The organism is Bradyrhizobium sp. HKCCYLS3070 (genome assembly GCF_051167575.1).
In the GTDB taxonomy this organism is placed as follows: Bacteria; Pseudomonadota; Alphaproteobacteria; order Rhizobiales; family Xanthobacteraceae; genus Bradyrhizobium.
Genome location: NZ_JBNPTI010000002.1, coordinates 153,575 through 175,401, shown reverse-complemented (window position 1 = coordinate 175,401; position 21,827 = coordinate 153,575). Strand labels below are relative to the sequence as shown.

At 60.4% G+C, this 21,827-nt stretch carries 21 protein-coding genes and 2 pseudogenes; 9 read left to right on the top strand and 14 right to left on the bottom strand.

Going from position 1 to position 21,827, the window contains the following annotated elements:
• Positions 1-117: 117 nt before the first annotated feature.
• The 4 genes from ACQR03_RS09560 to ACQR03_RS09545 all read right to left on the bottom strand — a co-directional run bounded on the left by ACQR03_RS09560 (position 118) and on the right by ACQR03_RS09545 (position 2,713).
• On the bottom strand, positions 118-1,287 hold the full coding sequence (locus ACQR03_RS09560; protein ID WP_316172570.1) for an iron-containing alcohol dehydrogenase: 1,170 nt from the start codon (positions 1,285-1,287) through the stop codon (positions 118-120).
• A gap of 160 nt (positions 1,288-1,447) precedes the next feature.
• A complete protein-coding gene (locus ACQR03_RS09555; RefSeq protein WP_315750130.1) occupies positions 1,448-2,146 on the bottom strand; it encodes an SDR family NAD(P)-dependent oxidoreductase in 699 nt (232 codons plus the stop codon).
• Positions 2,143-2,403: a DsbA family protein gene (locus tag ACQR03_RS09550; RefSeq protein ID WP_315750444.1), complete on the bottom strand. Its 261-nt coding sequence runs from the start codon at positions 2,401-2,403 to the stop codon at positions 2,143-2,145. The genes ACQR03_RS09555 and ACQR03_RS09550 overlap by 4 nt, the downstream gene beginning before the upstream one ends.
• On the bottom strand, positions 2,336-2,713 hold the full coding sequence (locus tag ACQR03_RS09545; protein WP_316172571.1) for a DsbA family protein: 378 nt from the start codon (positions 2,711-2,713) through the stop codon (positions 2,336-2,338). The genes ACQR03_RS09550 and ACQR03_RS09545 overlap by 68 nt, the downstream gene beginning before the upstream one ends.
• A 498-nt stretch (positions 2,714-3,211) precedes the next feature.
• Between ACQR03_RS09545 and grxD the strand changes: the two genes are divergently transcribed.
• Together grxD and ACQR03_RS09535 are read left to right on the top strand one after the other, a co-directional pair.
• The gene (gene grxD / locus ACQR03_RS09540; protein ID WP_316172572.1) at positions 3,212-3,538 is read left to right on the top strand and encodes a Grx4 family monothiol glutaredoxin; all 327 of its coding nucleotides are present in this window, start codon (positions 3,212-3,214) and stop codon (positions 3,536-3,538) included.
• A gap of 230 nt (positions 3,539-3,768) precedes the next feature.
• On the top strand, positions 3,769-5,094 hold the full coding sequence (locus tag ACQR03_RS09535) for a 4Fe-4S binding protein (RefSeq protein WP_434841357.1): 1,326 nt from the start codon (positions 3,769-3,771) through the stop codon (positions 5,092-5,094).
• Between the two features lie 37 nt (positions 5,095-5,131).
• Here the strand turns inward: ACQR03_RS09535 and ACQR03_RS09530 are convergent, their stop codons facing one another.
• Together ACQR03_RS09530 and ACQR03_RS09525 are read right to left on the bottom strand one after the other, a co-directional pair.
• The gene (locus ACQR03_RS09530) at positions 5,132-6,166 is read right to left on the bottom strand and encodes an NAD(P)H-binding protein (RefSeq protein ID WP_316169269.1); all 1,035 of its coding nucleotides are present in this window, start codon (positions 6,164-6,166) and stop codon (positions 5,132-5,134) included.
• A 66-nt stretch (positions 6,167-6,232) separates the two neighbouring features.
• On the bottom strand, positions 6,233-6,823 hold the full coding sequence (locus tag ACQR03_RS09525; protein WP_316172574.1) for a TetR/AcrR family transcriptional regulator: 591 nt from the start codon (positions 6,821-6,823) through the stop codon (positions 6,233-6,235).
• 127 nt (positions 6,824-6,950) lie between these two features.
• On the opposite strand from ACQR03_RS09525, the gene ACQR03_RS09520 reads away from it, so the two are divergent.
• Together ACQR03_RS09520 and ACQR03_RS09515 are read left to right on the top strand one after the other, a co-directional pair.
• Positions 6,951-7,727, top strand: coding sequence for an oxidoreductase (locus ACQR03_RS09520; RefSeq protein WP_434841358.1), 777 nt, complete (start codon positions 6,951-6,953; stop codon positions 7,725-7,727).
• Between the two features lie 113 nt (positions 7,728-7,840).
• Positions 7,841-8,935: pseudogene (locus tag ACQR03_RS09515) on the top strand (alkene reductase).
• A 9-nt stretch (positions 8,936-8,944) separates the two neighbouring features.
• Here the strand turns inward: ACQR03_RS09515 and ACQR03_RS09510 are convergent.
• The gene (locus ACQR03_RS09510) at positions 8,945-9,604 is read right to left on the bottom strand and encodes a TetR/AcrR family transcriptional regulator (RefSeq protein ID WP_316172575.1); all 660 of its coding nucleotides are present in this window, start codon (positions 9,602-9,604) and stop codon (positions 8,945-8,947) included.
• Between the two features lie 219 nt (positions 9,605-9,823).
• Here ACQR03_RS09510 and ACQR03_RS09505 point away from each other — a divergent pair, with 219 nt between their 5' ends.
• Positions 9,824-11,020, top strand: coding sequence for an acetyl-CoA C-acyltransferase (locus tag ACQR03_RS09505; protein ID WP_316169273.1), 1,197 nt, complete (start codon positions 9,824-9,826; stop codon positions 11,018-11,020).
• Between the two features lie 103 nt (positions 11,021-11,123).
• Here the strand turns inward: ACQR03_RS09505 and ACQR03_RS09500 are convergent, their stop codons facing one another.
• A complete protein-coding gene (locus tag ACQR03_RS09500) occupies positions 11,124-11,618 on the bottom strand; it encodes a winged helix-turn-helix transcriptional regulator (protein WP_315750123.1) in 495 nt (164 codons plus the stop codon).
• Between the two features lie 161 nt (positions 11,619-11,779).
• Between ACQR03_RS09500 and ACQR03_RS09495 the strand changes: the two genes are divergently transcribed.
• Genes ACQR03_RS09495 through fabF form a run of 4 tightly spaced genes read left to right on the top strand, consistent with a single transcriptional unit; the run spans position 11,780 to position 16,767 of the window.
• Positions 11,780-12,271: a (2Fe-2S)-binding protein gene (locus ACQR03_RS09495; RefSeq protein WP_315714213.1), complete on the top strand. Its 492-nt coding sequence runs from the start codon at positions 11,780-11,782 to the stop codon at positions 12,269-12,271.
• The gene (locus ACQR03_RS09490; protein WP_316172577.1) at positions 12,268-14,640 is read left to right on the top strand and encodes a xanthine dehydrogenase family protein molybdopterin-binding subunit; all 2,373 of its coding nucleotides are present in this window, start codon (positions 12,268-12,270) and stop codon (positions 14,638-14,640) included. The genes ACQR03_RS09495 and ACQR03_RS09490 overlap by 4 nt, the downstream gene beginning before the upstream one ends.
• Entirely contained in the window at positions 14,637-15,491 is an 855-nt protein-coding gene (locus ACQR03_RS09485; RefSeq protein ID WP_316225914.1) for an FAD binding domain-containing protein, read from the top strand. Before ACQR03_RS09490 ends, ACQR03_RS09485 begins: the two co-directional genes overlap by 4 nt.
• A 13-nt stretch (positions 15,492-15,504) precedes the next feature.
• Positions 15,505-16,767 (top strand): beta-ketoacyl-ACP synthase II, encoded by a 1,263-nt coding sequence (gene fabF, locus ACQR03_RS09480; RefSeq protein WP_434841359.1) that lies wholly within the window; start codon positions 15,505-15,507, stop codon positions 16,765-16,767.
• A gap of 83 nt (positions 16,768-16,850) precedes the next feature.
• Here the strand turns inward: fabF and ACQR03_RS09475 are convergent, their stop codons facing one another.
• The 6 genes and pseudogenes from ACQR03_RS09475 to ACQR03_RS09450 form a co-directional block, all read right to left on the bottom strand.
• On the bottom strand, positions 16,851-17,354 hold the full coding sequence (locus tag ACQR03_RS09475; protein WP_315714209.1) for a winged helix-turn-helix transcriptional regulator: 504 nt from the start codon (positions 17,352-17,354) through the stop codon (positions 16,851-16,853).
• A gap of 154 nt (positions 17,355-17,508) precedes the next feature.
• Entirely contained in the window at positions 17,509-18,774 is a 1,266-nt protein-coding gene (locus ACQR03_RS09470; RefSeq protein WP_316172579.1) for a CaiB/BaiF CoA transferase family protein, read from the bottom strand.
• A 1-nt stretch (position 18,775) separates the two neighbouring features.
• On the bottom strand, positions 18,776-19,573 hold the full coding sequence (locus tag ACQR03_RS09465; RefSeq protein WP_316169281.1) for an enoyl-CoA hydratase/isomerase family protein: 798 nt from the start codon (positions 19,571-19,573) through the stop codon (positions 18,776-18,778).
• Positions 19,574-19,672: 99 nt separating this feature from the next.
• Positions 19,673-20,183 (bottom strand): annotated as a pseudogene (locus ACQR03_RS09460) (fumarylacetoacetate hydrolase family protein); the annotation flags it as partial.
• A 106-nt stretch (positions 20,184-20,289) separates the two neighbouring features.
• A complete protein-coding gene (locus ACQR03_RS09455; protein WP_434841360.1) occupies positions 20,290-21,000 on the bottom strand; it encodes an SDR family NAD(P)-dependent oxidoreductase in 711 nt (236 codons plus the stop codon).
• Positions 20,997-21,827, bottom strand: a complete 831-nt coding sequence (locus tag ACQR03_RS09450; protein WP_434841361.1) for an enoyl-CoA hydratase-related protein — start codon at positions 21,825-21,827, stop codon at positions 20,997-20,999. Before ACQR03_RS09450 ends, ACQR03_RS09455 begins: the two co-directional genes overlap by 4 nt.

Genomic DNA, 21,827 nt, shown 5'->3' with positions numbered 1-21,827 from the left:
ACTTGAACACTCTGCAATTTGCTCGCCTTCCGTTCGGCCGGTCTATCCGATTGAAATAGACGAGCTTTGTACCGACCGTACGGCCCACCGCATCCCTGGCCGCCGGGCTGACACGCGCTAAGCGGCCATCCGGAGAATCTTAACGATGTCTTCGGGGCCTTTGATCGGACGCGGGTTTGCGCGCGTGAAAACCGAAAGCATCGCGTTCCGTCCGATCAGATCGAATTTGTCCTCGGTCACGCCAACTTCAGACAATCGACGCGGGAGCTCCAACTGTCGTATAAATTCGGCGAACGTCTCGCTTGCTTTCGCCCCCGGCACTCCCCAAGCTTCGGCGAGCTTGTCTTGTGCTCCAGCCGTATCCGGGCGATTGAACTCCAGCACGCTGGGCATCATGACCGCGGTGCAAAAGTAATGCGGCACATCGCATGTACCGCCAAGCACGTGTCCGATAGCATGGCTCGCCCCCATCGGAACCCGACACTGCAGCCCGAAGGCGGACAGCCACGACCCGAGTTGGCAGGATTGCCGGGCCTCAAGATTGTCCGGATTCATTTTTGTCGCGAGCAGCCCGTCATAGAGATAGCGCAGTCCTCGCAGGCAAACGCTTTCGACGAGGGGATTGCCTCTCGGCGAGCAGACGGCTTCGATCCCGTGGTCCATCGCGCGCGTTCCGGAGCCGAGCCACAAGTTCTGGGGCGTGTGAACCGTAATCGCGGGGTCGAGGATGATCGAACGAGGCATCATCAAGGGATGGTGAAAGATCTGCTTCAGTTTCCGCCGTGTATCGGTAACGAGGCTACCGGCGTTGTATTCGCCGCCGGACAATGTACTCGGGATGGCGATCATCCTGACGCTCGGAGCTCGAAACGGACCAGGGCGCGGGCCCTCCGGGGTCGAGACTACTTCAAACCCGTCGAGGCCGCCCTCATCGGTGATCTTGTGCTCAATGCACATCAGAACGATTTTTGCCGCGTCGACGACAGAACCACCGCCGACGGCCACGATCAGGTCGGCGCCCGCCCCGACCGCCCTTGCGGCTGCAGCTACGGCAGACGTACGTGTGGTGTGCTGCGGGACCCCATCAAACGTCCCCGCATACCTGGAACCTAATGCTTTGCGGATCTTTTCGATCTCGTCGGTTTTCGTATTCAACGTATGGCTGGCAATCAGAAACACCCTGTGCGCGTTGAGCCGCTCCGCCTCCTCGGCCAGCGCTTGCCCGGCAGGCTTTCCGAAGATCACCTGATCCATCGGGGGATATTGATGAAGTCCAACCTTGATCATGGGCTCTCTCCTAAAAAGAGGTTGTCGTCGCACCAACCGGGAGTTGGCTGTTTCCTCCCGATCAGTCAGGCGGGCTGCCCGATGACGTTCAGATGTGGAGCGCGGCGCCAACACCGCGAACGACGACGGACCGCTCGCCCCGGATCTACCAGGGTTCGCGTTACGGTCGCACTTCCGAGAGGAAAGACCACGCCGAGCGGTCCTGATGCGCGATGTGGTAGATTTCCTCGGCGATCGCCGCGGGTTTGATGAAGAAATCGTCGGGCGCGTCCTTCATTCGCTCCCGCTGCCATGGCACGTCAATGACCGCATCGATGACCAGATAAGCCACGTGAATCCCTTGCGGGCCGAGGTCGCGCGCGATCGACTCGGCGAGGATACGCTGGGCTGCCTTCGTCGGCGCAAAACCCGCGAAGTTCGCCTTTCCTCGCAGAGCCGACGTGTTGCCCGTTACGAGGAGCGCTCCGCCGCCAGCCGCTATCATTGGGGGCGCGACGTGCCGCGCGAGATGGAGCAGTGCCATCACGTTTGTCTCGAAATTGGCTCGGAGAACCTCGGGACCTACCTCCTGAAACTTTCCGAACGCCCCGCCAACCGCATTATGGACAACGACCTTCGGCGGGCCGGACCGCTGGTCGATCTCGTCGAGCACCCGCGCGAGCGCTGCCGAGTCCGAGACGTCACACGCCATCGGAATACTCGACGGAATCTCCGCCGATAGCGCGTCCAGGCGCGCCTTGTCGCGCGCGAGCATCGCGACGCGATACCCTCCGGCCGCGAACCGCCTGACGATAGCAGAGCCGGTACCAGGTCCGACTCCGGTGACAATTGCCAGCGGCTGCGCATCAATCTTGCTCATGCTGCCCTCAGTTCTTCGCGAATGAATTCAAGGCGGTCATTGTCGAAAAACATTTCGTCGTTCACGATGAAAGTCGGCGCGCCGAAGATGCCACGCGCTCCCGCTGCTTCATTTCTCTGCGTCAACCGATCATCCAATTCGCTGCTATCGACACTGGAAGCAACTTGGGGGTCACGTATTCCGGAAGCTTCAAGGATCCGCACCAGATCCCCGGCTGTGCTCAGCGGCAAGCCATGTCGCCAGAACGCCGGAAAGATCGCCGCAACGACCTCCTTGGCGAGACCGCAATCTTCCGCCGCGCAGCGGCCTGCGGCCGTCGATCGATTTTATGTCCTTATGCCGGCTCAGCGGTACGCCGTATCTCTTCGCCCAGCGCTGTAGATCTGCGCCGGCGTATTTGCCCTTGACCGGACAGGTCAAGGTCGTCGGCCTGTTACCGACCTGCTTCATGACTGCGACGATATCTACAGGGTGGTCGCTCAGCTCAGCATCCAGCGTGCCGAGCTGAGCGTTGGCGAGATAGGAATAAGGACTGCGAAAGTCGAAATAGAAGTCGATGCTGGTCATTGCGCTCGTCATCCAACTCCCCGGCAGAAGCAGCGGAGCCTGCCAAGACGGAATGTTAAGACGCCTTGAGTCTGGGCCAGACGAATTCGACCGCCCCGGTCGCCTTGAGCTTGCCGCCCCCTGATGCGCGGACAACCTCCAAATTCCAAAAATTGGGGTCGAGCGCCCATTTTCCCTCCTGAAACAGTGGCTTCGGCGCAGACGACAGCCATCAGTCTCTTCTTGTGATTGACCCGACTTTAGCTGCCACAGAACGCTCGTCAATTCCTTTTTAGAATTGATATTCGATCTAATCGAGCGCCCGGTCGTTCTAATCCCTCCAAGCGATGGTCGACTGTCCGATCGACCGGCATCTTTCGTGGACTCTGCGGAAAATAATAGCTACCGCGCCTTAGCGCGAGGCCGGCCAAGCAGGCTTCAAGGCAATTTTGCTCTTTTCTGGCCCGACCATTAAGTGCTAAATTCGAACTGATGCGACGGACAGATGGAGAGACCAACATGAGCGTTGCGCAGTTCATTCGCAGTGAGGTGGAGTCCAACGAGATCGTCCTGTTCATGAAAGGTACGCCCTCGTCGCCGGCCTGCGGGTTCTCGGCGCAGATAGTTCGCATCCTCGATCATCTGGGAGTTTCGTTCAAATCGCACAACATCTACGAGTCGGAGGAGTTGCGGCAGGGTATCAAGGACTACTCGGACTGGCCGACCATTCCACAGCTGTATGTACGGGGCGAATTCGTAGGTGGCTGCGATATCGTGACGGAGATGTTCCGGTCTGGAGAGCTGCAGGCCATTCTCTCGGAGCCGCAGGAAGCGGCGCGATCATGAACCACGGCTGGGCTCTCTGTCGATGGCCTACCCCGTCATCAGAGGGCGCCGATGTCGCGAAAACACATGAGCGTCCGCGCAATGTTTGGTCATTTGCCGTGTGATGTGCAGGGCCAAGCACTATCGAGGATGGGGCAGCGCCTGGTGGCAGTCTCAGCATTCTTTCGTTGCATCAATCGCAGGTCGCTTCCCAGTCGGAATGACACTCGACGCATCTGAGGAGACGAAAATTGACCATTGAGGATCATCCGACGGTAAAGGCCTTTCGGTCGCGCAGCCTGGCCCGGACCGACGCGGCGCCGCTGTCGGCGGAGCTCGTCAAGAGGATCGCGATAAGCTGTGGAGCGGACGATGTCGGGCTGGTCGAGATTGGCCGTCCGGCAATCAGTCCCCAAGTCGACTACATCCGAAAGGTCTATGGCCGCACGAAGTCCTTGATGGCGATCGCATGTCATATGAATCGCGAGCCGGTACGCTCTCCCACTCGCTCGGTGGCTAATGAGGAATTTCATGGAACCTATGACCATGTGAACGAGACTTCGCGCGCAATTGTCCGCGCCCTGGCGGAGCACGGCATCGCGGCCTGCAATTCGGTTGCCGCATTTCCCATGGAGATGGACCAGGCACGCATCATGATGGTGCAGCACAAGCCGGTCGCCGTCGAGGCCGGGCTGGGTCGCATGGGGATTCATCGCAACATCATCCACCCGAAATTTGGCAGCTTCATCCTGCTTGGAACGATCTTGCTGGCGGACGAGATCGATGCCTATGACCAGCCGATCGACTATAATCCTTGCTTGGAATGCCGACTATGTGTCGGAGCTTGCCCCGTCGGCGCGATAAAGCACGATGGGTACTTCGATTTTCAGACCTGCTTCACGCACAACTACCACGATTTTCTCGGAAACTTTACCAAATGGGTCGAAGAGGTTGCGGACTCGCGTGACGCGAAGGACTACAGGTCCCGCGTGAGCCCTTCCGAGACTCAGAGCATTTGGCAATCTCTCTCATTCAAGCCCGGGTACAAGGCTGCATATTGCGTATCGGTCTGCCCGGCTGGCGAGGATGTAATCGGACCATATCTTGATGACCGGGTGTCCTATGTGAATGATGTGGTCAAACCTCTGCTCGAGAAAGAAGAGACGCTGTTCGTGATTCCTGGATCGGACGCCGAGGAGAGTGCGCCACGACGGTTCCCGAATAAGACGATCCGGCATGTGCGCGCAGGACGTCCGATCGGAAGCGTTCAGGCGTACCTCTTTACACTGAGGCTCGGCTTCCAGCGTGGAAAGGCAAAGAAGCTCGATCTGGTCACTCATTGGACCTTTACGGGAAAAACTCCGTTCCAAGGGACAGTGCGCATCAACGACAAGATTCTGGATGTAACGCCCGGAACCCATGCCGGCGACGCCCGGCTTTCGATCACGGCCGATAGCGAGGCATGGCTCCGAGTGCTTAGCCGCGATCTCGAGCTTGCGGAGGCGATCGAGTCGCGGCTCATCGTTCCAAGCGATGCAGATCTGTTCGCCGCCTATATGCGCTGCTTTCCATTCTAGGGCTTTCAGGTCCGGAGTTTTGAGCGAGGCAAAGCCGCTATGCCTGCAAGACACGGGTCGGGTTCAGATCCTTCACTTCGCGGTGCTGCAGATGGTTTGGCGTCCCCCTCTCGAAGCGCCACGCCTCCTTTTCAATGACCTTCCTGAATGTGGTGGCCGGCCGGCCGAGCAGCTTCTCGACGTCCTGCGTTACCTCGGCAATATACCGATCACCGCCATTTTGCATGCACAGGTTTTCCAGATGCAACGCAGGATGCTCAGCGATATGAGGCATGAGCTTACGCATACGTTGCCGAAACTCTTCCATCGTCGTCGGCAGGTATTCGATCTTTCGACCGAGCGCCGCCGAGTAATCCTCGGCAAACCCGTACATGTCCTTTCGTTCCGGCCCCGTCAACTCGTAGGACTTCCCAGCGTGGCCGGCTGGGTCAGCTAACACCTCAATACAGACATCAGCGACGTCGGCCGTTGCCACCGGCGCGGTCTTTCCCAGGCCGAATGGCAGACGGATCGTGCCGTCCTCCTTGATGGTCATAGCCGGCACCCACAGTGTGATTGGGTTCTCGACGAACATCGCCGCCTGGATATGAACGATCGGCAGGCCTGACCAATCGAGGGCTCGCTCGCCCGCCCAATGCGCCCTTTGCTGGGGCGACCACTGGACGTCCACGCCCAGCACGGCGATGCGCTCCGCGTCCGGCGCCGACATGGTCTCGAGCGTCATGTAACATTGCTCATAGTCCGACATGTTGACGAATATCTCGGTGCCTCCTTCCTTCTTGGCCGCTGCGGCCATTAAGATGGTGGCATCGGCGTAGGACGGGTTCAGGCTCATGCTGAAATAGATGCGCCGCACACCCTTGACGGCCTGCGTGACGTCACGCGGATTTAGGAGATCGCCCACGAACACCTCGGCTCCCATGTCGCGCAAACTCTGCGCCCGCTCGTCATTTTTCCGCACGAACGCACGGACGGGAAGGCCGCGCTGCAGCAGGCCGCGAACAATGGTTCGGCCAACCGAGCCGGTTTGTCCACCGGCGCTCGTCACCAGAATTGGCGCCTTGCTCTTCATACTCGTGTCCTCCCTGATCTCGATCGTTTACTTGGTCTGATTATCTGAAAGCCGGACGAGACAAGCTCAGCGCTCTTGTTGAGGTACGAGCGCGAGCGCATTTGCTGCATGAATGCCAGCCGCAAGTATCGCATCCGACATCGACGAGTCTTCGGCGGCACGAGCAAGCTGGAGAGAGCCGACGAGTACAGCGAAAATTCCGATTGCGGCCTCTTGCGCGGCGCGGCTGGACGTTTTCCGCGGCAATCGCCTCTTTAGCTGCTCGAATATTTCGCGCAATCTAGCTGTGTAGGCCTTTCGGACGGATCGAGGTTGGCGACCGATCTCTGGAAGCAGTGCAGCCGAGGCGCATCCAACGTCCGGCCGATCGCGATGCTCCGCAGACAGGTAAGACCGGATCAGCGTGCTCAGTTCCCCGGGGACAACGTCGGCTTCACTCAGTCGCCGCAACTGCTCGTCCAGCGCCCGCTCAAGCCCTTCCCGAACGAGATCGCTTTTCGAGCCGAAGTGAGAATAGAAGCCGCCATTCGTAAGGCCCGCCTCGGACATAATTCCCGTCATTCCAGTCGCCGCAAAGCCTTGTCGCCGGAATTTCCTTGCGGCGACCTTCAGTATCCGTTCGTGCGAACTATCCTTGTGCCCCTTGGCATACCGCATGCAGGCCCTCCGAACGAACAGCCTATTGTATGATGTAAATCATGTGATATGTATATCTTAATCTAATCTAGGGTTCAACTGCGTCAACGGAGAGCTTCTGTGCGACAGGACGGAAAAGTGGCGATCCGTGACCGGGGCTTCGACGGGAATCGGGCTGTCCTCCGCAAGAGCATTGCGCGAGGCGGGATTCCGGGTGTTCGGGACCAGCCGACGAGCTGCCGCGAGCGATCCTGAGATGCTAAGCTGCGATGTGACGGACGACGCCTCGGTGAAAGCGGCCGTCGACAAGGTACTGGCTGCGACCGGCAGGATCGATGTTCTGGTGAACAACGCAGGCTTCGGCTTGCTGGGCGGGGCCGAAGAATCCTCGGCCGATCAGGCCAAGGCCTTGTTCGACGTGAACGTCTTCGGAGTGATGCGCATGACAAATGCGGTCCTCCCGACCATGCGAGATCGAAAAGCCGGACGGATCATCAACATTAGTTCTGTCCTGGGATTGATACCTGCGCCGTTTTCCGCCCTCTATTCTTCTACGAAGCATGCCATCGAGGGTTACTCCGAATCTCTCGACCACGAAGTGCGGATCTTTGGCGTTCGCGTTTGCCTGCTTGAGCCGGCCTATACCCGCACCTCGTTTGAGCAGAACATGGTGCTTCCGGACCGGAACCTGAAGGAATATGTGTCGGCGCGAACCCGAGCCAGCGCGCTGCTACGCGATGTGATGAATACAGCCGAGAGTCCCGAGGTTGTTGCCGAGAAGGTGATTTTGGCCGCGACAACGCCATCACCTCGTCGGCGATACACCTGCGGAAAGGTTGCGCGCCAGGTGAGCATCCTTCGTCGTTTTGTGCCTGAAGGAATGTTCGACAAAAGCCTTCGCAAGCAGATGGGGCTGCCGGGGTGATCCCGTCGAAACAGTCGATCGCGAGCGATTTCCACGATCGCCGCGACAGGATGTTTGAACCTCCCGATCAACAACTTCGCGCGAACGCCTTGCAACCGTATTCCGGAGGCTAAATGCCGTCGCTGTTTGACCCCGTAACTATTGGCGATCTGCATCTGCCGAACCGGGTCATCATGGCCCCGCTGACCAGGCTACGCGCAGGCCAGAGCCGGATCCCCAATGCGATCATGGCGGAGTATTACGCGCAGAGGGCTTCGGCGGGTCTGATCATCACAGAAGGTGTTCCTGTTTCGCCTCAGGCAGTGGGCTATGCCGGCGTTCCCGGCATTTGGTCGGCAGACCACGTCGAGGGCTGGAAAGCCGTTACACGCGCGGTGAAGGCACGTGGGGGGCGGATTTTCATGCAGATCTGACACGTCGGCCGGATCTCCGATCCAATATTCCTGGATGGTCAGGCGCCGGTCGGCCCCAGCCCCATCGCCGCGAAAGGCAACGTCAGCCTTGTCCGTCCGGAACGGGCTTTCAGCGTGCCGCGCCCGCTTACGACAGAAGAAGTCTTGGAGGTTGTCGAAGCATTTCGCAATGCTGCCAAGTTTGCCCAGATAGCTGGCTTCGATGGCGTGGAACTCCACGGCGCGAATGGGTATTTGCTGGACCAATTCCTCCAAGATAACTCCAACCAAAGGACGGATCGGTACGGAGGCTCAATCGAAAGCCGCGCCAGGCTCTTGCTCGAGGCCACAGATGCTGCAGTGTCGGTATGGGGACCCGACCGGGTGGGAATGCATCTTGCGCCTCGGGCTGACGTGCATTCCATGGGCGACTCCGACCGTGCCTCGACGTTCGGATACGTGGCAGCTGAACTCGGACGGCGCCGCATCGCCTTCATCTGCGCTCGCGAGCGCTTGGGACCCGACAGCTTGGGACCGTCTCTCAAGGCCGCCTTCGGCGGAAAGTATATTGCAGATGAAGGTTTCACTGCGGAAACCGCCCAGGCGGTTCTCGATGCGGGTTGGGCCGATGCGGTTGCCTTCGGAAAGGCATTCATTGCCAATCCGGATCTGCCTAAGCGCTTGGCGCTCGGCGCGTCGCTCAATCAGCCCCGCCCCGAAACTTTCTACGGTCCGGATGCCCACGGTTATACCGACTATCCTACACTACCGAAGTCTCCGGAGAACGTGGGGCGCGAAGATCCGGCGAAAACATAGGAGCGGGCCTCACCGAGCACCTCGGTGTGGAGCAGAAGCGCCATCACGATCATTTTTTCGAACTAAGCTGCTGGCCGCGCGGTCGGACCGTCGAGCACCAAGTTCACCAACGATCTCTCGACCGGCCCCAAGAATATGGTCAGAAGCTGCTTTGCTGTTGACAGCACGGGCGAGCAGAATTGAACCTACCATGGTCGAGATGATGCCTGTGGCGATCTGGCGTGCCTCTTGAGAAGAAGCGCCGGAATTTAGCTCAGCTAGGACGTCGACCATTTGATCCAGCTTACGCTCAAAGCTCCGGCGTGCCCGCGCTTCTGATCGCCCGATGTCGGCGGCGAGCGCCGGAAGCGCGCAACCGTGCGTGGGATCGTCACGGTGGCGAGGACTGAGGTAATCGGCAACGATCGCATCAACGCACGTCGGGACAGCGCTCCCATTCGTCAGCCGTTTCCAGCGCTCGATAGTCTGATCCATTGCAAAGCCGGTTGCTTCAGCAACGAGAGCCGCACGGGACGCGAAATAGTTATAGAAGCCGCCATGTGTCAGACCAACGAGCTGCATAAAATCGACAACGCTGAGCGCTTCGGCACCTTTCTTGCGCAGACCGTAGGAGGCATTCTCGACGATCCGGTTGCGGGTCTGACGCTTATGATCTCTCACGTAACGCATCGTGCTTCATCCGATTTGCAGAAGATCTGTTGGGCGGCTCATCAGACGCCAAACGCCCCATGGCCGGCCGCTCCGATTCCAGCCGACATCTAAGCATCGGCGACGGCGTTTCAGTCCTGGATTTTGCGCCATGCCTCCCCGCAACATTTCATTGCAAGATGAGCCAAGTTATATGATTATCGTCATACAAACAACACCGCTTGTCGGGGAGATTTCATCATGTCCGCAGTCACCGATCCCGTTGTCATTCTTTCGGCCGTACGCACGCCTTTGGGACGTTTCATGGGTGAGTTGTCGCCGCTCTCGGCACATAAGCTCGGCTCTCACGCGATCGCGGCAGCGCTGGAGCGTGCCAAGCTCGCGCCGGAGCGGATCGACGAGGTCTTTATGGGTAACGTGCTGCCGGCCGGCCAGGGTCAGGCGCCGGCCCGCCAGGCTGCGCGCGGCGCCCGGCTGCCTGATGCGACCGGGGCCACCACGATCAACAAGGTTTGCGGCTCCGGCATGAAGGCGACCATGCTCGGTCACGACATCATCAATGCGGGCTCTGCCGCCATCGTGCTGTCCGGTGGCATGGAGAGCATGAGCAACGCGCCATATCTGCTGGCAAAGGCGCGCGCCGGCTATCGGGCCGGCCACGACCGGATCATCGACCACATGTTGATGGACGGCCTGGAAGATGCCTATGAGACCGGCCGTTCGATGGGGGACTTCGGCGAGGCCACGGCCGAAGCCTATCAGTTCACCCGCAAGGACCAAGACGCCTATGCGATGGAGACGCTGATCCGAGCACGCAAGGCCGTGGAAAGCGGCGCGTTCAAGGCCGAGATCGCACCGATCACTCTGACCGAAAAAGCAGGGCCGCGCGTCATCGCCAATGACGAGCATCCGCTGAAGGTAGACCCTGCCAAGATCCCAGGCTTGAAGGCGGCGTTCCGCGCCAACGGCACCATCACGCCTGCCGCTTCCTCGGCGAACGCCGACGGAGCCGCCGCCCTGATCCTGGCGAAGCGCTCGCTCGTCGATCGCGAGGGACTGCCGGCACTGGCGGAAATCAGGGGCCATGCCACCCATAGCCAAGAACCGCAATGGTTCACCACCGCGCCGATCCCGGCGATCCGCAAGCTCCTGGACAAGGTCGGCTGGAGCGTCGGCGACGTCGACCTGTTTGAAATCAACGAAGCCTTTGCGGTGGTGGCGATGGCCGCGCAGAAGGACCTCGGCATTCCCCGCGAAAAGCTCAACGTCCATGGTGGCGCCTGCGCGCTCGGCCACCCGATCGGCGCCACCGGCGCGCGATTGATCGTGACGCTGCTGCATGCGCTGGAAGCGCAGAACCTCAAACGCGGCGTCGCCGCACTCTGCATCGGCGGCGGTGAAGCCACTGCAATCGCCGTCCAGCGTATCGTTCGCTAGTCGAGGCCAGCTCGCAAAAAGCACTTGGCAAGCGGCCCAAATGGTGTCGCTTGCCGATTTTCTATCGGGAAGCTCAGCCCCGGTCCACCTTCTGCAATCCGAATCATCGCTGGTCGAACTTGGCGAGCCGCCACCGAACAAGGTCGTCAGCCCCTGGTCCGGCCAGCGGCCGGACATCCCTCATGCGTACCAATTCGCCCGACTTGTCATCGACAAGAGCGAGCTTAACCGGACGTCCGCTGTTCTTGTTGATGAATTTGAGCGGCGGACCCGCATCCCCCGTAATCGCCCACTTGTCCCCGACCTGGGCAAGCGCCTGGATCACCAGGATAATGTCCCTGCCCTTTCGGGTCAGAAGGTATTCGTAGCGTTCAGGGCCGGTCTGATACCGACGCCGCTCGAGCAGTTCATTTTCTTCGAGATGCTTGAGCCGATCGGACAGGGTGGCATGTGTGACGCCGGTCGACTTCCTCAACTCCTCATATCTGCTCAATCCCAGTGACAGATCGCGCAGGATGAGCATGGCCCAGCGGTCACCGACAGCGTTCAATACGCCGGCGATCGAGCACGCCATTCCTTCAAAGCCCTTCGAGCGCATCATCCCTCCTAACAACACTTCTCAGCAGAATAATCATGCTCGGGACGCCATCCAAGCGCCAAGCCGCGAACATCGACAAGAAATGTCTTGCATTTTTGTCACTCTTATTATTAGAGTGGCTATTGGATAACAAAAACCGCGCGCCGATCCCAGGAGGATAAATGCCCGACCCTCACAGCCGGCACTTGGTGACATTCGAGATAAACGGATCGCGCAAGACGGTTTTCGTTGAAGCGCGAAAGTTGCTGGTCCATCTGATCCGGGAGGATCTTGGCCTCACCGGCACCCATGTCGGCTGCGACACCTCCCAATGCGGTGCCTGCACCGTCGAAATCGATGGACTGGCGGTCAAATCCTGCACGGTACTGGCCGTGACGGCGGACGGCGCGTCGATCACCACAGTCGAGGGATTGACCGATCCCGGTGGCGAACTCAGCGCTGTTCAGGCCGCCTTTCACGAACATCACGCGCTGCAATGCGGCTTCTGTACGCCGGGCATGGTGATGAGCGTACGGCAGCTCCTGAGGGATCATCCCAATCCCGGCGAGCACGACATCCGCCATGGACTTGCCGGCAATATCTGCCGCTGCACCGGCTATCACAACATTGTCCGCGCCGTTGAAAGCCTCGCAGCGAAGGAGCAGCAGCCTTGAACGACACGCCTGCGATCCGCCATATCGGTCGGCCCTTAAAGCGGCGCGAAGATTTCAAGCTGCTCGCTGGCAAGGGCCGCTACGTCGATGACGTCAGGCTGCCGGGCATGCTGCACATGGCGGTACTGCGATCGCCGCACGCCCACGCCGAGATTAGAAGCGTCGATCTCTCTGCAGCAAAAGCCGCACCAGGGGTTCGCTTGGTCCTTTCCGGGATGGCGCTCGCCGGCAAGATTGGCCCGATTGTTCCGAACTGGGTTCTTCCGGGCAGCAAGGTGCCGTTCCGCCCTGTAGTCGCGACCGACCGCGTCCGCTTTGTCGGCGAATGCGTCGCGTTGGTAGTGGCGGAAACGTTGGCCGAAGCCTACGACGCCGTCGGGCTGATCGACGTCGGTTACGAAGTGCTGCCTGCCGTGATCGACGAAGAGACCGCTATCCGGCAGGACGTGCCGCAACTTCATGACAACGTTCCCGGCAACATCACTACGATCTACAAGGTGCGTGGCGGCGACTACCAGAAGGCCGCCAACGAGGCCGATCAGGTCATCGGACTGCGCGTCGTCAACAACCGCCTGATCCCGACCTGCATGGAAACGCGCGCGATCGTTGCCACGCCGGAGCCAGACGGGACGCTGACGGTCTATATTGGCAGCCAAGTTCCGCACATGCACCGGCGCTGGATCGCCGAGACGGTTCGCATTCCCGAGCATCAGTTGCGGGTGATCGCGCCTGATATCGGAGGTGGGTTTGGCGCCAAAATGCACCTCTACCCTGAAGACTTGCTCTGCCCCTATCTCGCACGCGAGCTCGGCGTGCCAGTCAAATGGTGGGAAAGCCGCTCCGAAAGCCATCAATCGACCAGCCACGGTCGCGCGCACACGGAAAATATCGAGATCGCGTTCAAAAACGACGGCAAGATCCTAGGCCTGAAAGTCGAGACCCTTGGTAATGTCGGCGCCTATCTATCGAACATGGCGAGCGGCGGTCCCACCGTGAACACCGTCAACTTCGGTACCGGAACCTATAAGATCGATAACTACGAGGCGATATCCCGAGTCGTTGTCACCAATACGGTGCCGGTGGATGCCTATCGCGGCTATGGACGACCAGAGGGCGCCTATATCGCCGAGCGGGCGATCGATGCGGTCGCGCGCCACCTTCATCTCGACCAGGTCGAGGTGCGGCGGAAGAATTTCGTTCAAGCAGCGGAATTTCCGTATCGACCGTATGGCAGCACGGGCGTGATGTACGACAGCGGCAATTATCAGGGACTGCTCGACAAGGCGCTTGCCGCCTTCGACTACGAAGGGCGCCGAAAGGAATGTGATGCCTTGCGTGCCAGCGGTGTCTATCGCGGCGTCGGCATCGCCGCCTATACGCATATGTGTGGCATGGCGCCGTCGCGGCGGCTGGCGCTCAGCGGATTTGATCGCGGCGGCTGGGAAAGTGCGCGGGTCAGCATCGATTCCAGCGGCCGGGCTACGATCTATTCAGGCTCGATGAGCCAGGGTCAGGGCCATATCACGTCGCTGTCGCAGATTGCCGCGGACGTGCTGCAGATTCCCGTTGAGGACATCGACATCGTGCAGGGGGACACGCGGCAAGTGCAGGCCGGCCACGGCACGTTCAATTCCCGCTCGATGGCGGTCGGCGGATCCAGTGTGCATGTGTGCTCGCAGCGCGTCGTGGCCAAAGCAAAGAAGATCGCGGCGAGCATGCTGGAAGTGGATGAGAAGGACGTTTCCTATTCCGCCGGTGCGTTCAGCGTGCCTGGCACGGATATCGCGCCGTTAACGTTCTCGAAGGTGGCCCGCATGGCTTATGTCGGCCACAAGCTGCCGGATGGCGTTACACCGGGCCTGGACGAAACGGAGTTTTACGACCCAACCGGTATGGGCTCGCCGTCAGGCGTCCACCTCACCTACGTCGAGGTCGATCCTGAGACTGGCATCGTCGACATTCTCGACTATGTCGCGGTTGACGACGTCGGCACCCTGATCAATCCACGTCTCGCGGCGGGCCAGATTCATGGTGGCGTCGTGCAGGGCATCGCGCAGGCGCTCTATGAAGAGGTCAGCTACGATCCAGACAATGGACAACTCCTGACCGGCTCGCTGCTCGACTATGCCGTTCCGCGCGCCGAGCACGTGCCGAACATCCGTTCGCAGTTCCAGGAGACGCCCTCGCCGACCAATCCGATTGGCGTCAAGGGCATCGGCGAGAGTGGCTCGATCGCGGCGCCCCCCTGCATGGTCCACGCCGTACTCGATGCGTTGTCACCGTTCGGTATCAAACATCTCGATATGCCGCTGACGCCGCCGCGAATCTGGAAGGCGGTACAAGAGGCGCGCTCGGGAGAACTCCAATGATCCCGGCAGCCTTCAACTATGTCCGCGCGGCTTCGCTCGCCCAGGCCATCGATCTGCTGCGGGAAGATCCCGACGGAACGAAGCTCCTGGCCGGTGGCCATACCTTGCTTCCGGCCCTGAAGCTGCGGCTGGCGTCGCCCGAACTTCTGATCGATATCGGAGGCATCACCGAGCTCAAGGGCATCGAGATCGGCAAAGCCGGAGTCAGGATCGGCGCGCTGACGCGGCATGCCGACCTGCTTGCATCAGAGACGCTGTTCGAGGAATTGCCCATCTTTCGCCAGGCGGCGAGTCTGATAGCCGATCCCCAGGTGCGCAACCGTGGCACGATCGGCGGCTCGCTTGCGAATGCCGATCCGGCGGCTGACTGGCCGGCGGTCGTCGTCGCGCTGAAGGCAGAGATCGAGATCGCCGGCGCGAACGGCCACAGACGGGTCGCGGCGCAGGATTTCTTTGTCGATATCTTTTCTACTGTGCTGGAACCGGACGAGGTTCTCACCAGCATTCATATCCCGCGGCCGACAGCCGGCATGCGCTTCATATACCGAAAGATCCGGCATCCCGCGAGCGGCTTTGCTGTCGTGGGCATTGCGGTCGGCGTGCGCATGCGAGACGGCGTGGTGGCCGAGGTCTCCCTCGGCGTGACAGGCGCGGCGAACCACGCTTTCGCCGGCCAGGCCGCTGCCGATTTCCTGACCGGAAAGACGTTGTCGCGGGAGAATATCGACCAGGCGGCCACATTGCTGAGCGAGACCACCGAATGCCTCTCGGATCGCTACGCTTCAGCGGAGTATCGGGCGAATCTGATCCGGACCGAGACCAGACGCGCGCTACTTGCGCTTTCCTTGTGAGACGGAATCCGTGATGCGCCGAGTCGTCGTTACGGGATTGGGATTGGTATCGCCGGTGGGTTGCGGCAGCGAGCTGGCGTGGTCACGGCTGCTCGCGGCCCGTTCGGGGCTTGCCGCCCTTCCCGAGTGGGCGGCCGCCCTGCCGGCGCGGGTCGCAGGAATGGTGCCGACAAGGGCCAAAGATCAAGAGGGCGGATTCGATCCGGATCTGACCGTCGCGCCTAAGGATCAGCGAAGGATGGATCGCTTCATCCTGTTCGCGCTTGCCGCCGCGGCCGAGGCCATTGCCCAGGCGGAATGGACTCCGTCCGACGCGCATTCGCTTGAGCGCACGGCGACAGTGATCGCTTCCGGCATCGGAGGCTTTCCGGCGATCGTGGAAGCGGTCCGCACCACAGACCAGCGCGGGGTCCGGCGTCTCTCGCCTTTCACCGTGCCGTCCTTTCTCGCAAATCTCGCGGCTGGCCACATCTCGATCCGCTACGGCTTCAAGGGTCCCATCGGCGCGCCGGTCACCGCTTGCGCCGCGAGCGTGCAGGCAATCGGCGATGCCGCACGCCTGATCCGATCTGGAGAAGTCGACGCCGCGGTTTGCGGCGGTTCGGAAGCCTGCATCGATCTCGTGAGCCTGGGCGGGTTCGCCGCTGCGCGTGCGCTTTCGACCGGCTTCAATGAAACGCCCGCCCGCGCTTCCCGTCCCTTCGACCGTGATCGCGACGGCTTTGTCATGGGCGAAGGCGCGGGCGTCCTGGTCATAGAAGAGCTGGAGCATGCGATCCGCCGCGGCGCAAAGCCGATTGCGGAAATCGTCGGCTACGGAACGACGGCAGATGCGTACCACATCACGTCAGGGCCCGAGGACGGCGACGGTGCGCGCCGCGCCATGGAAGGCGCATTGCGGCAGGCCGGCCTCAAACCCGGTGACGTCCAGCACCTCAACGCGCATTCCACGTCAACGCCAGTCGGCGATGTTTCCGAACTGGAGGCGATCAAGGCGGTCTTCGGCCGCGAGGGGCAGATTGCCGTGAGTGCCACCAAATCCGCAACTGGCCATCTGCTCGGAGCGGCCGGCGGAGCGGAAGCAATCTTCACGATTCTGGCGCTGCGCGATCAAGTCGCGCCACCTACTCTCAATCTCGAAACTTGCGATGCCGCCGCGGCAGGTGTCGACCTTGTCGCCGGTCAGGCCCGGCCCATGACGATGGAGCATGCGATCTCCAACGGTTTCGGCTTTGGGGGCGTCAACGCGAGCATCATTTTTCGGCGCTGGCAGTAGAGCGGGGCTCAGCTCCAGCAAAAGCGGAGCGGGCCACGGCTGCTGCGTTCTCCCGGCCGCTTTAGCTACATCTTGGCAAGCCGTTACTTCCGCTTTCGTCTTTGGGCGCTTGCCCTCACACCAGCCGAGGCTTCCGCGGAAGCCGTGCCACCAAATCGCTTGCGATTGAAGGGAACGGCGCCCGAGCCCGGCACCACTTCGACGTCCTCGAGCCGCAGAGGCTTGCCGCTGGACGTCCGCAGTACGGGAAATTCAATCGGGCGCCCAGCGACACGATCGCGGAAGACGACCTGCGGTCCCTCAGGCTCTGCGAGCCAATCATCGCCCCACTTCTTGAGAGCCAGGTAGGCCGGAAAGAAAGCGCGCCCCTTCTCGGTCAGTACGTACTCGTATCGTCCGGAATGTTCGGGCAGCGGCACGCGCGTCATCACACCAGCATCGACGAACTTCTTCAAGCGATTGCTCAAGATATTGGGAGCAATGCCAATGTAGTGTTCGAACTCATCGAACCGCTTCACGCCATAATAGGCTTCACGGAGAATCAGGATGGACCAGCGGTCGCCGACCACCTCCATGGCACGAGCCATGGAGCATTCCTTATTGGCAAGACGGCTCTGCTTCGCACCGGACATAGTTTTCCTAGCTTCGAATTCAGCTCATACCATATTGAGCGGAATCCCAGTATGTCCAGTGCCAGCTAGCGGGTTGCAAACCTTCGCAGCCGAATGGTTCTCTCGGATCTCATGCCGCATGGCCCGACTCGGCCGGCGGTTTGACGCCAATCTCGGGCTCCAGAGCGCGGGGATGCGTGACCAGCACACCCGCTTCGCTCAAGCGTCTCAGTTCCTCCTGGCTCACGCCCAGCTCGCTGAACACCTCGAAATTGTGCTCTCCCTGGAACGCAGGTGCTCCGATCGGCTTCAACTCCTCCGCCGAGAACCGCCACGGCCGACCCGGCAGTCGATATTCGCCGCCGCTGCGGTCCGGCACGTGCTGCACTGCGCCCCAATAATCGCTCCATTCCGACGCGCTCAGTTCCTTGATCGAGCGGATCTCGCCCATCGCGATCTTGGCTTCGTCGAATTGGGCATCGAGCGTCGCCATGTCGGGGAAGGTCAAGATCCACGACTGGATCATCTGGTGCAGCACACCGAAATTCAAGCGACGCGCGGCCGCGCTCGCAAAGCGCGGGTCGTCCATCAAATCCACGCGACGCATCGCGCGCAGCCAGGATGGGAAGGTCCGGCTGCCGATAATGCTCGTCGCAACCGTGAAATGCTCTCCATTAGGTCCGGTAAAGAATGAGCAGTCCGTCGCGCCGAGCACGGCGGGCTCGGCTCCAATATCATCGTCGGAAAGATCGACATGTGCACGTTCGTTGACCGCGAGCAGTGTCGCAGCCATCGCGACATCGATATATTGGCCCTGACCTGTCCTTTGGCGGCTATTCAGCGCGCCAAGAATCGCGATGGTGGCCTGCAGGCCGGCGTAGACGTCCGCGTGCGAGAGGCTGTCCGTGCGCGGTTCAGTCAACGCCTCTCCATAGTGACGAATGCTGTTTTCGGTGAAGCCGGCCTCGGCCTGCACGGTCGGCGCATAGGCCATCCGGCTGCGCCAGGGTCCGCCCTGGCCATAGCCGGTGATCGAGGCATATACCAATCGCGGATTGCGCTTGGACAGGGTTTCATAATCAAGGCCGAAGAAACCAAGCGTGCCCGCGCGGAAGTTTTCCACGACGACATCGGCGGTATCGCAGAGCTTCAGTGCGAGTTCATAAGCACCGGGAACATTGAGATTGATGCTGACGTTGCGTTTACCGGCGTTCTGCTGCGCGTAATAGCCCGACATCCCGTCGGTTGAGGGAAACGCGAAGCGTGAGACGTCCGGGCTTGGCGGCTCCACCTTGATGACCTCGGCACCGAGATCCTGCAAGGTTCGCGCGCATAAGGGGCCTGCCAACACACGGGAGAAGTCGACGACACGGATTCCGTTGAGAGGACCGCCCATGTCAGCGCCCCGCGAACTTGGCGAGACCCGGGCCGTTCTTGCGGAATGACGCAAGACCGGTTTTCAGATCTTCCGATGCCCAAATCGGCGCCTGCACTCTTGCCATCGCTTCGTCTGCCGCCACCACACCGTCGTTGACCGCAATATGCACAAGCTCCTTGGTCGCCGCGTGTGCCACCGTCGGCCCCTGAGCGAACTCCTCCGCGATAGACATCGTCGCCTTTTCCAAGGATTCCTCGGGCACGGTAAGATTAATCAGGCCCCACTTCTCCAATGTCGGCGCATCGTAGCGCCGTGCCAGCATCGACATCTCTTTGGCTCGCTGTGCCCCGATCCGCTGAACTTGCCGCTGGATTCCGCCAAGTAGCGGATGCAACCCAAGCGTCGCCTCGACCGAGCCGATCTTTGCTGACGAAGCCGCGATGACATAGTCGCATGACAGCGCGAGCTCGAGCCCGCCGCCGAGGCAAACGCCATGAACGCTGGCGATCAACGGAATCGGCAATAATTCCATGAAGCGGAGGAACTCGACGCCGCTCAGCAGCCGATTTTCACCGCTCTGATCAGATGTGCCCGCCGCTACGCGCTTGTCAAAGATGTCCAGGTCGGCGCCGGCAGAAAAGTGGCGCAATCCGCTTCTGATCACGATGGCACGGCTACCCGCCTTTCGCGATGCTTCCACCTGCTCCACGATAGCGTTGATGAGCTTCGGGCCGAGCAGATTGTACGGCCGGTAAACCATCGTCAAAACGGAGATATTGCCACGCTCCTCGCGCGCAACCATCGCTTCCTCGGACAAAGTTGCCTCCTGTTTTCCGGCCCCGCACCTGCAGATGCACACTCCGGCTCTTGCAGGCACAATACATGATGACTTGCGTTTTGCAAGTCATCATCGATATCAACCAGTCCGGCGTTCCATGCGGTTCTTCAGAATGCCGATCTTCTCGACTTCGAGCTCAATGCTCTCTCCATGCTCGAGGTACCAGCCGAGTTCGAGGCCGCAGCCGTTGCCAACCGTGCCGGACTCGATGAACTCGCCGGGCATCAACGTCTCATCCAGGGTGACGTGTGCAATGATTTCCTCGAACGAGAAAAGCATGCCTTCGCTGGTACCTTGAGAACGAAGTTCTCAGTTCACGCGAGCTTCCATCCTGAGTTTGTCGGAGTCGTCAATTTCGTCAGGCGTGACGATCCAGGGTCCCCAGCACATTGCCCCCATCAAAGCTTTTACCCTTGGCCGGCCCCAGCCGGCCTGCCATCTCTATGAGCTGGGCATCTCGCGCGGAAAAATCATTGAAAATCGTGTAGCCAAATATGTGATCGCGCGCCTTCGCAGCCGAAATGTTCGCGCCTTTACCCTTAGTGACGATTCCGAACGCCAGCCCGTAGTCCATCACCTTCCTGCACCGGGAGGCGGAGCATAGGCCACGGCTTGCAATTGCACGTCATGACGCTGAGAAATTTCAGGTGGCCACGGGCCCGCCTCCCATGAATGACGCACCGGCCTGACGGCGATCACCACCTTTCCTGGGAGGTACGGACATCAACTTCAAATGACCATGCTCGCGGTGATTGCCGGTAGAGGAACGCAAATGCGTCGACTATGCCCTCGATACTGACCAGGCTGTTCTCCCGCTGGGCTGCGTCGGGTATGCGCCTGAAGATCTTGTCACCGGCGATGGCTCCGTCGACAACGACGTGCCCTACATGGATCCCTTCGCTGGCATATTCCTTTGCCATGGCCTGCGCGAGAATCCGCAGGCCAGCTTTCGCCGAATTGAACGCGCCATACCCCGCTTTTCCGCGCAGCGAAGCACTGGCGCCGGTAAACAAAAGCGTGCCGGCCTTGTTCGGCAGCATGCGGCGAACGGCCTCGCGGCCAAACAGGAACCCACCGAAGCAGACGACACGCCAGCTTTGCTCGAAGTACCCCGCTTCCATCTCCAGAATACGCCCGGGTGTGTTGTTGCCCGCATTATAGATCGCCAGATCGAGTTCATCGCCGGCTCTGTCGAACATTGCGACTATATCGGCTTCGTTGGTCGCATCCGCCACTATCGGGAGAGCCTGTCCGCCCGATGAGGTAATGTCATTTGCGATCGTCTCAAGCGCGAGTTTCGTACGGCCGGCGACTATCACCCTCAAACCTTCAGCGGCGAATCTCTTGCACAACTGGGCCCCCAGTCCCCGCTCTGGGCCCACTCCGATGACAATTGCCGTCTTCATGGAATGCCTCGAAAATCAGGCGAGCGCTTCTCGATGAACGCCTTTACGGCTTCAGTATGCTGTGCAGTCTCCGCCGCCATGACCATGTTTTTGGCTTCATGGTCCAGCGATGTCACAAAATCTGTCGACAGCGCCAGATCGAGATTGTCTTTGATCGCTGCATACGCATGGGCCGGACCATTCGCGAGCGTTCTTGCGATGACAAATGCTTCGCTTAGCAGATCTGCATCGGGTACTACACGGTTGACAAGGCCCAACGCCTCGCAGCGGCGGGCATCGATCCGTTCTGACAAATACATCAGCTCTCTCGCGCGCGCCGTCCCGGCCAACCGGGTCAGCAGCCAGGAAATTCCGTAGTCTCCGGTCAATGCAATCTTGGCATAACCAGTAGTCATTAAGGCAGATTCGGAGGCAATCCGGATATCGCAAGCAAGCGCGATGGCAAGGCCGGCGCCGGCGGCCGGCCCCGGAAGCGCCGCGATCGTTGGCTTGCGGAGAGAAACAAGCGCCCCGGTCAGCGTCCGCTGCCCTTCCATCAGGCGCACGACCTTGTCTCCATAGGCCATGGGCCTCGTGGACGACTTTGTGCCCATACCCTTGACATCACCGCCGGAGCAAAACGCGGTGCCGGCGCCGGTGATCAGCAGAGCGCCGACATCAGGATCGCTGCCAGTTTGCCTGATCATCCGGCGCAGCGCCGGCGTCAAATGGTCCGATAGTGAATTCCGCGCTTCGGGCCGGTTCAGCGTGATAATGGCAACGCGATCTCGGACCGAACAGAGTAGTTCGTTCGTTCCGGTGTCGATCGAAATTGATCCATCGGTCAT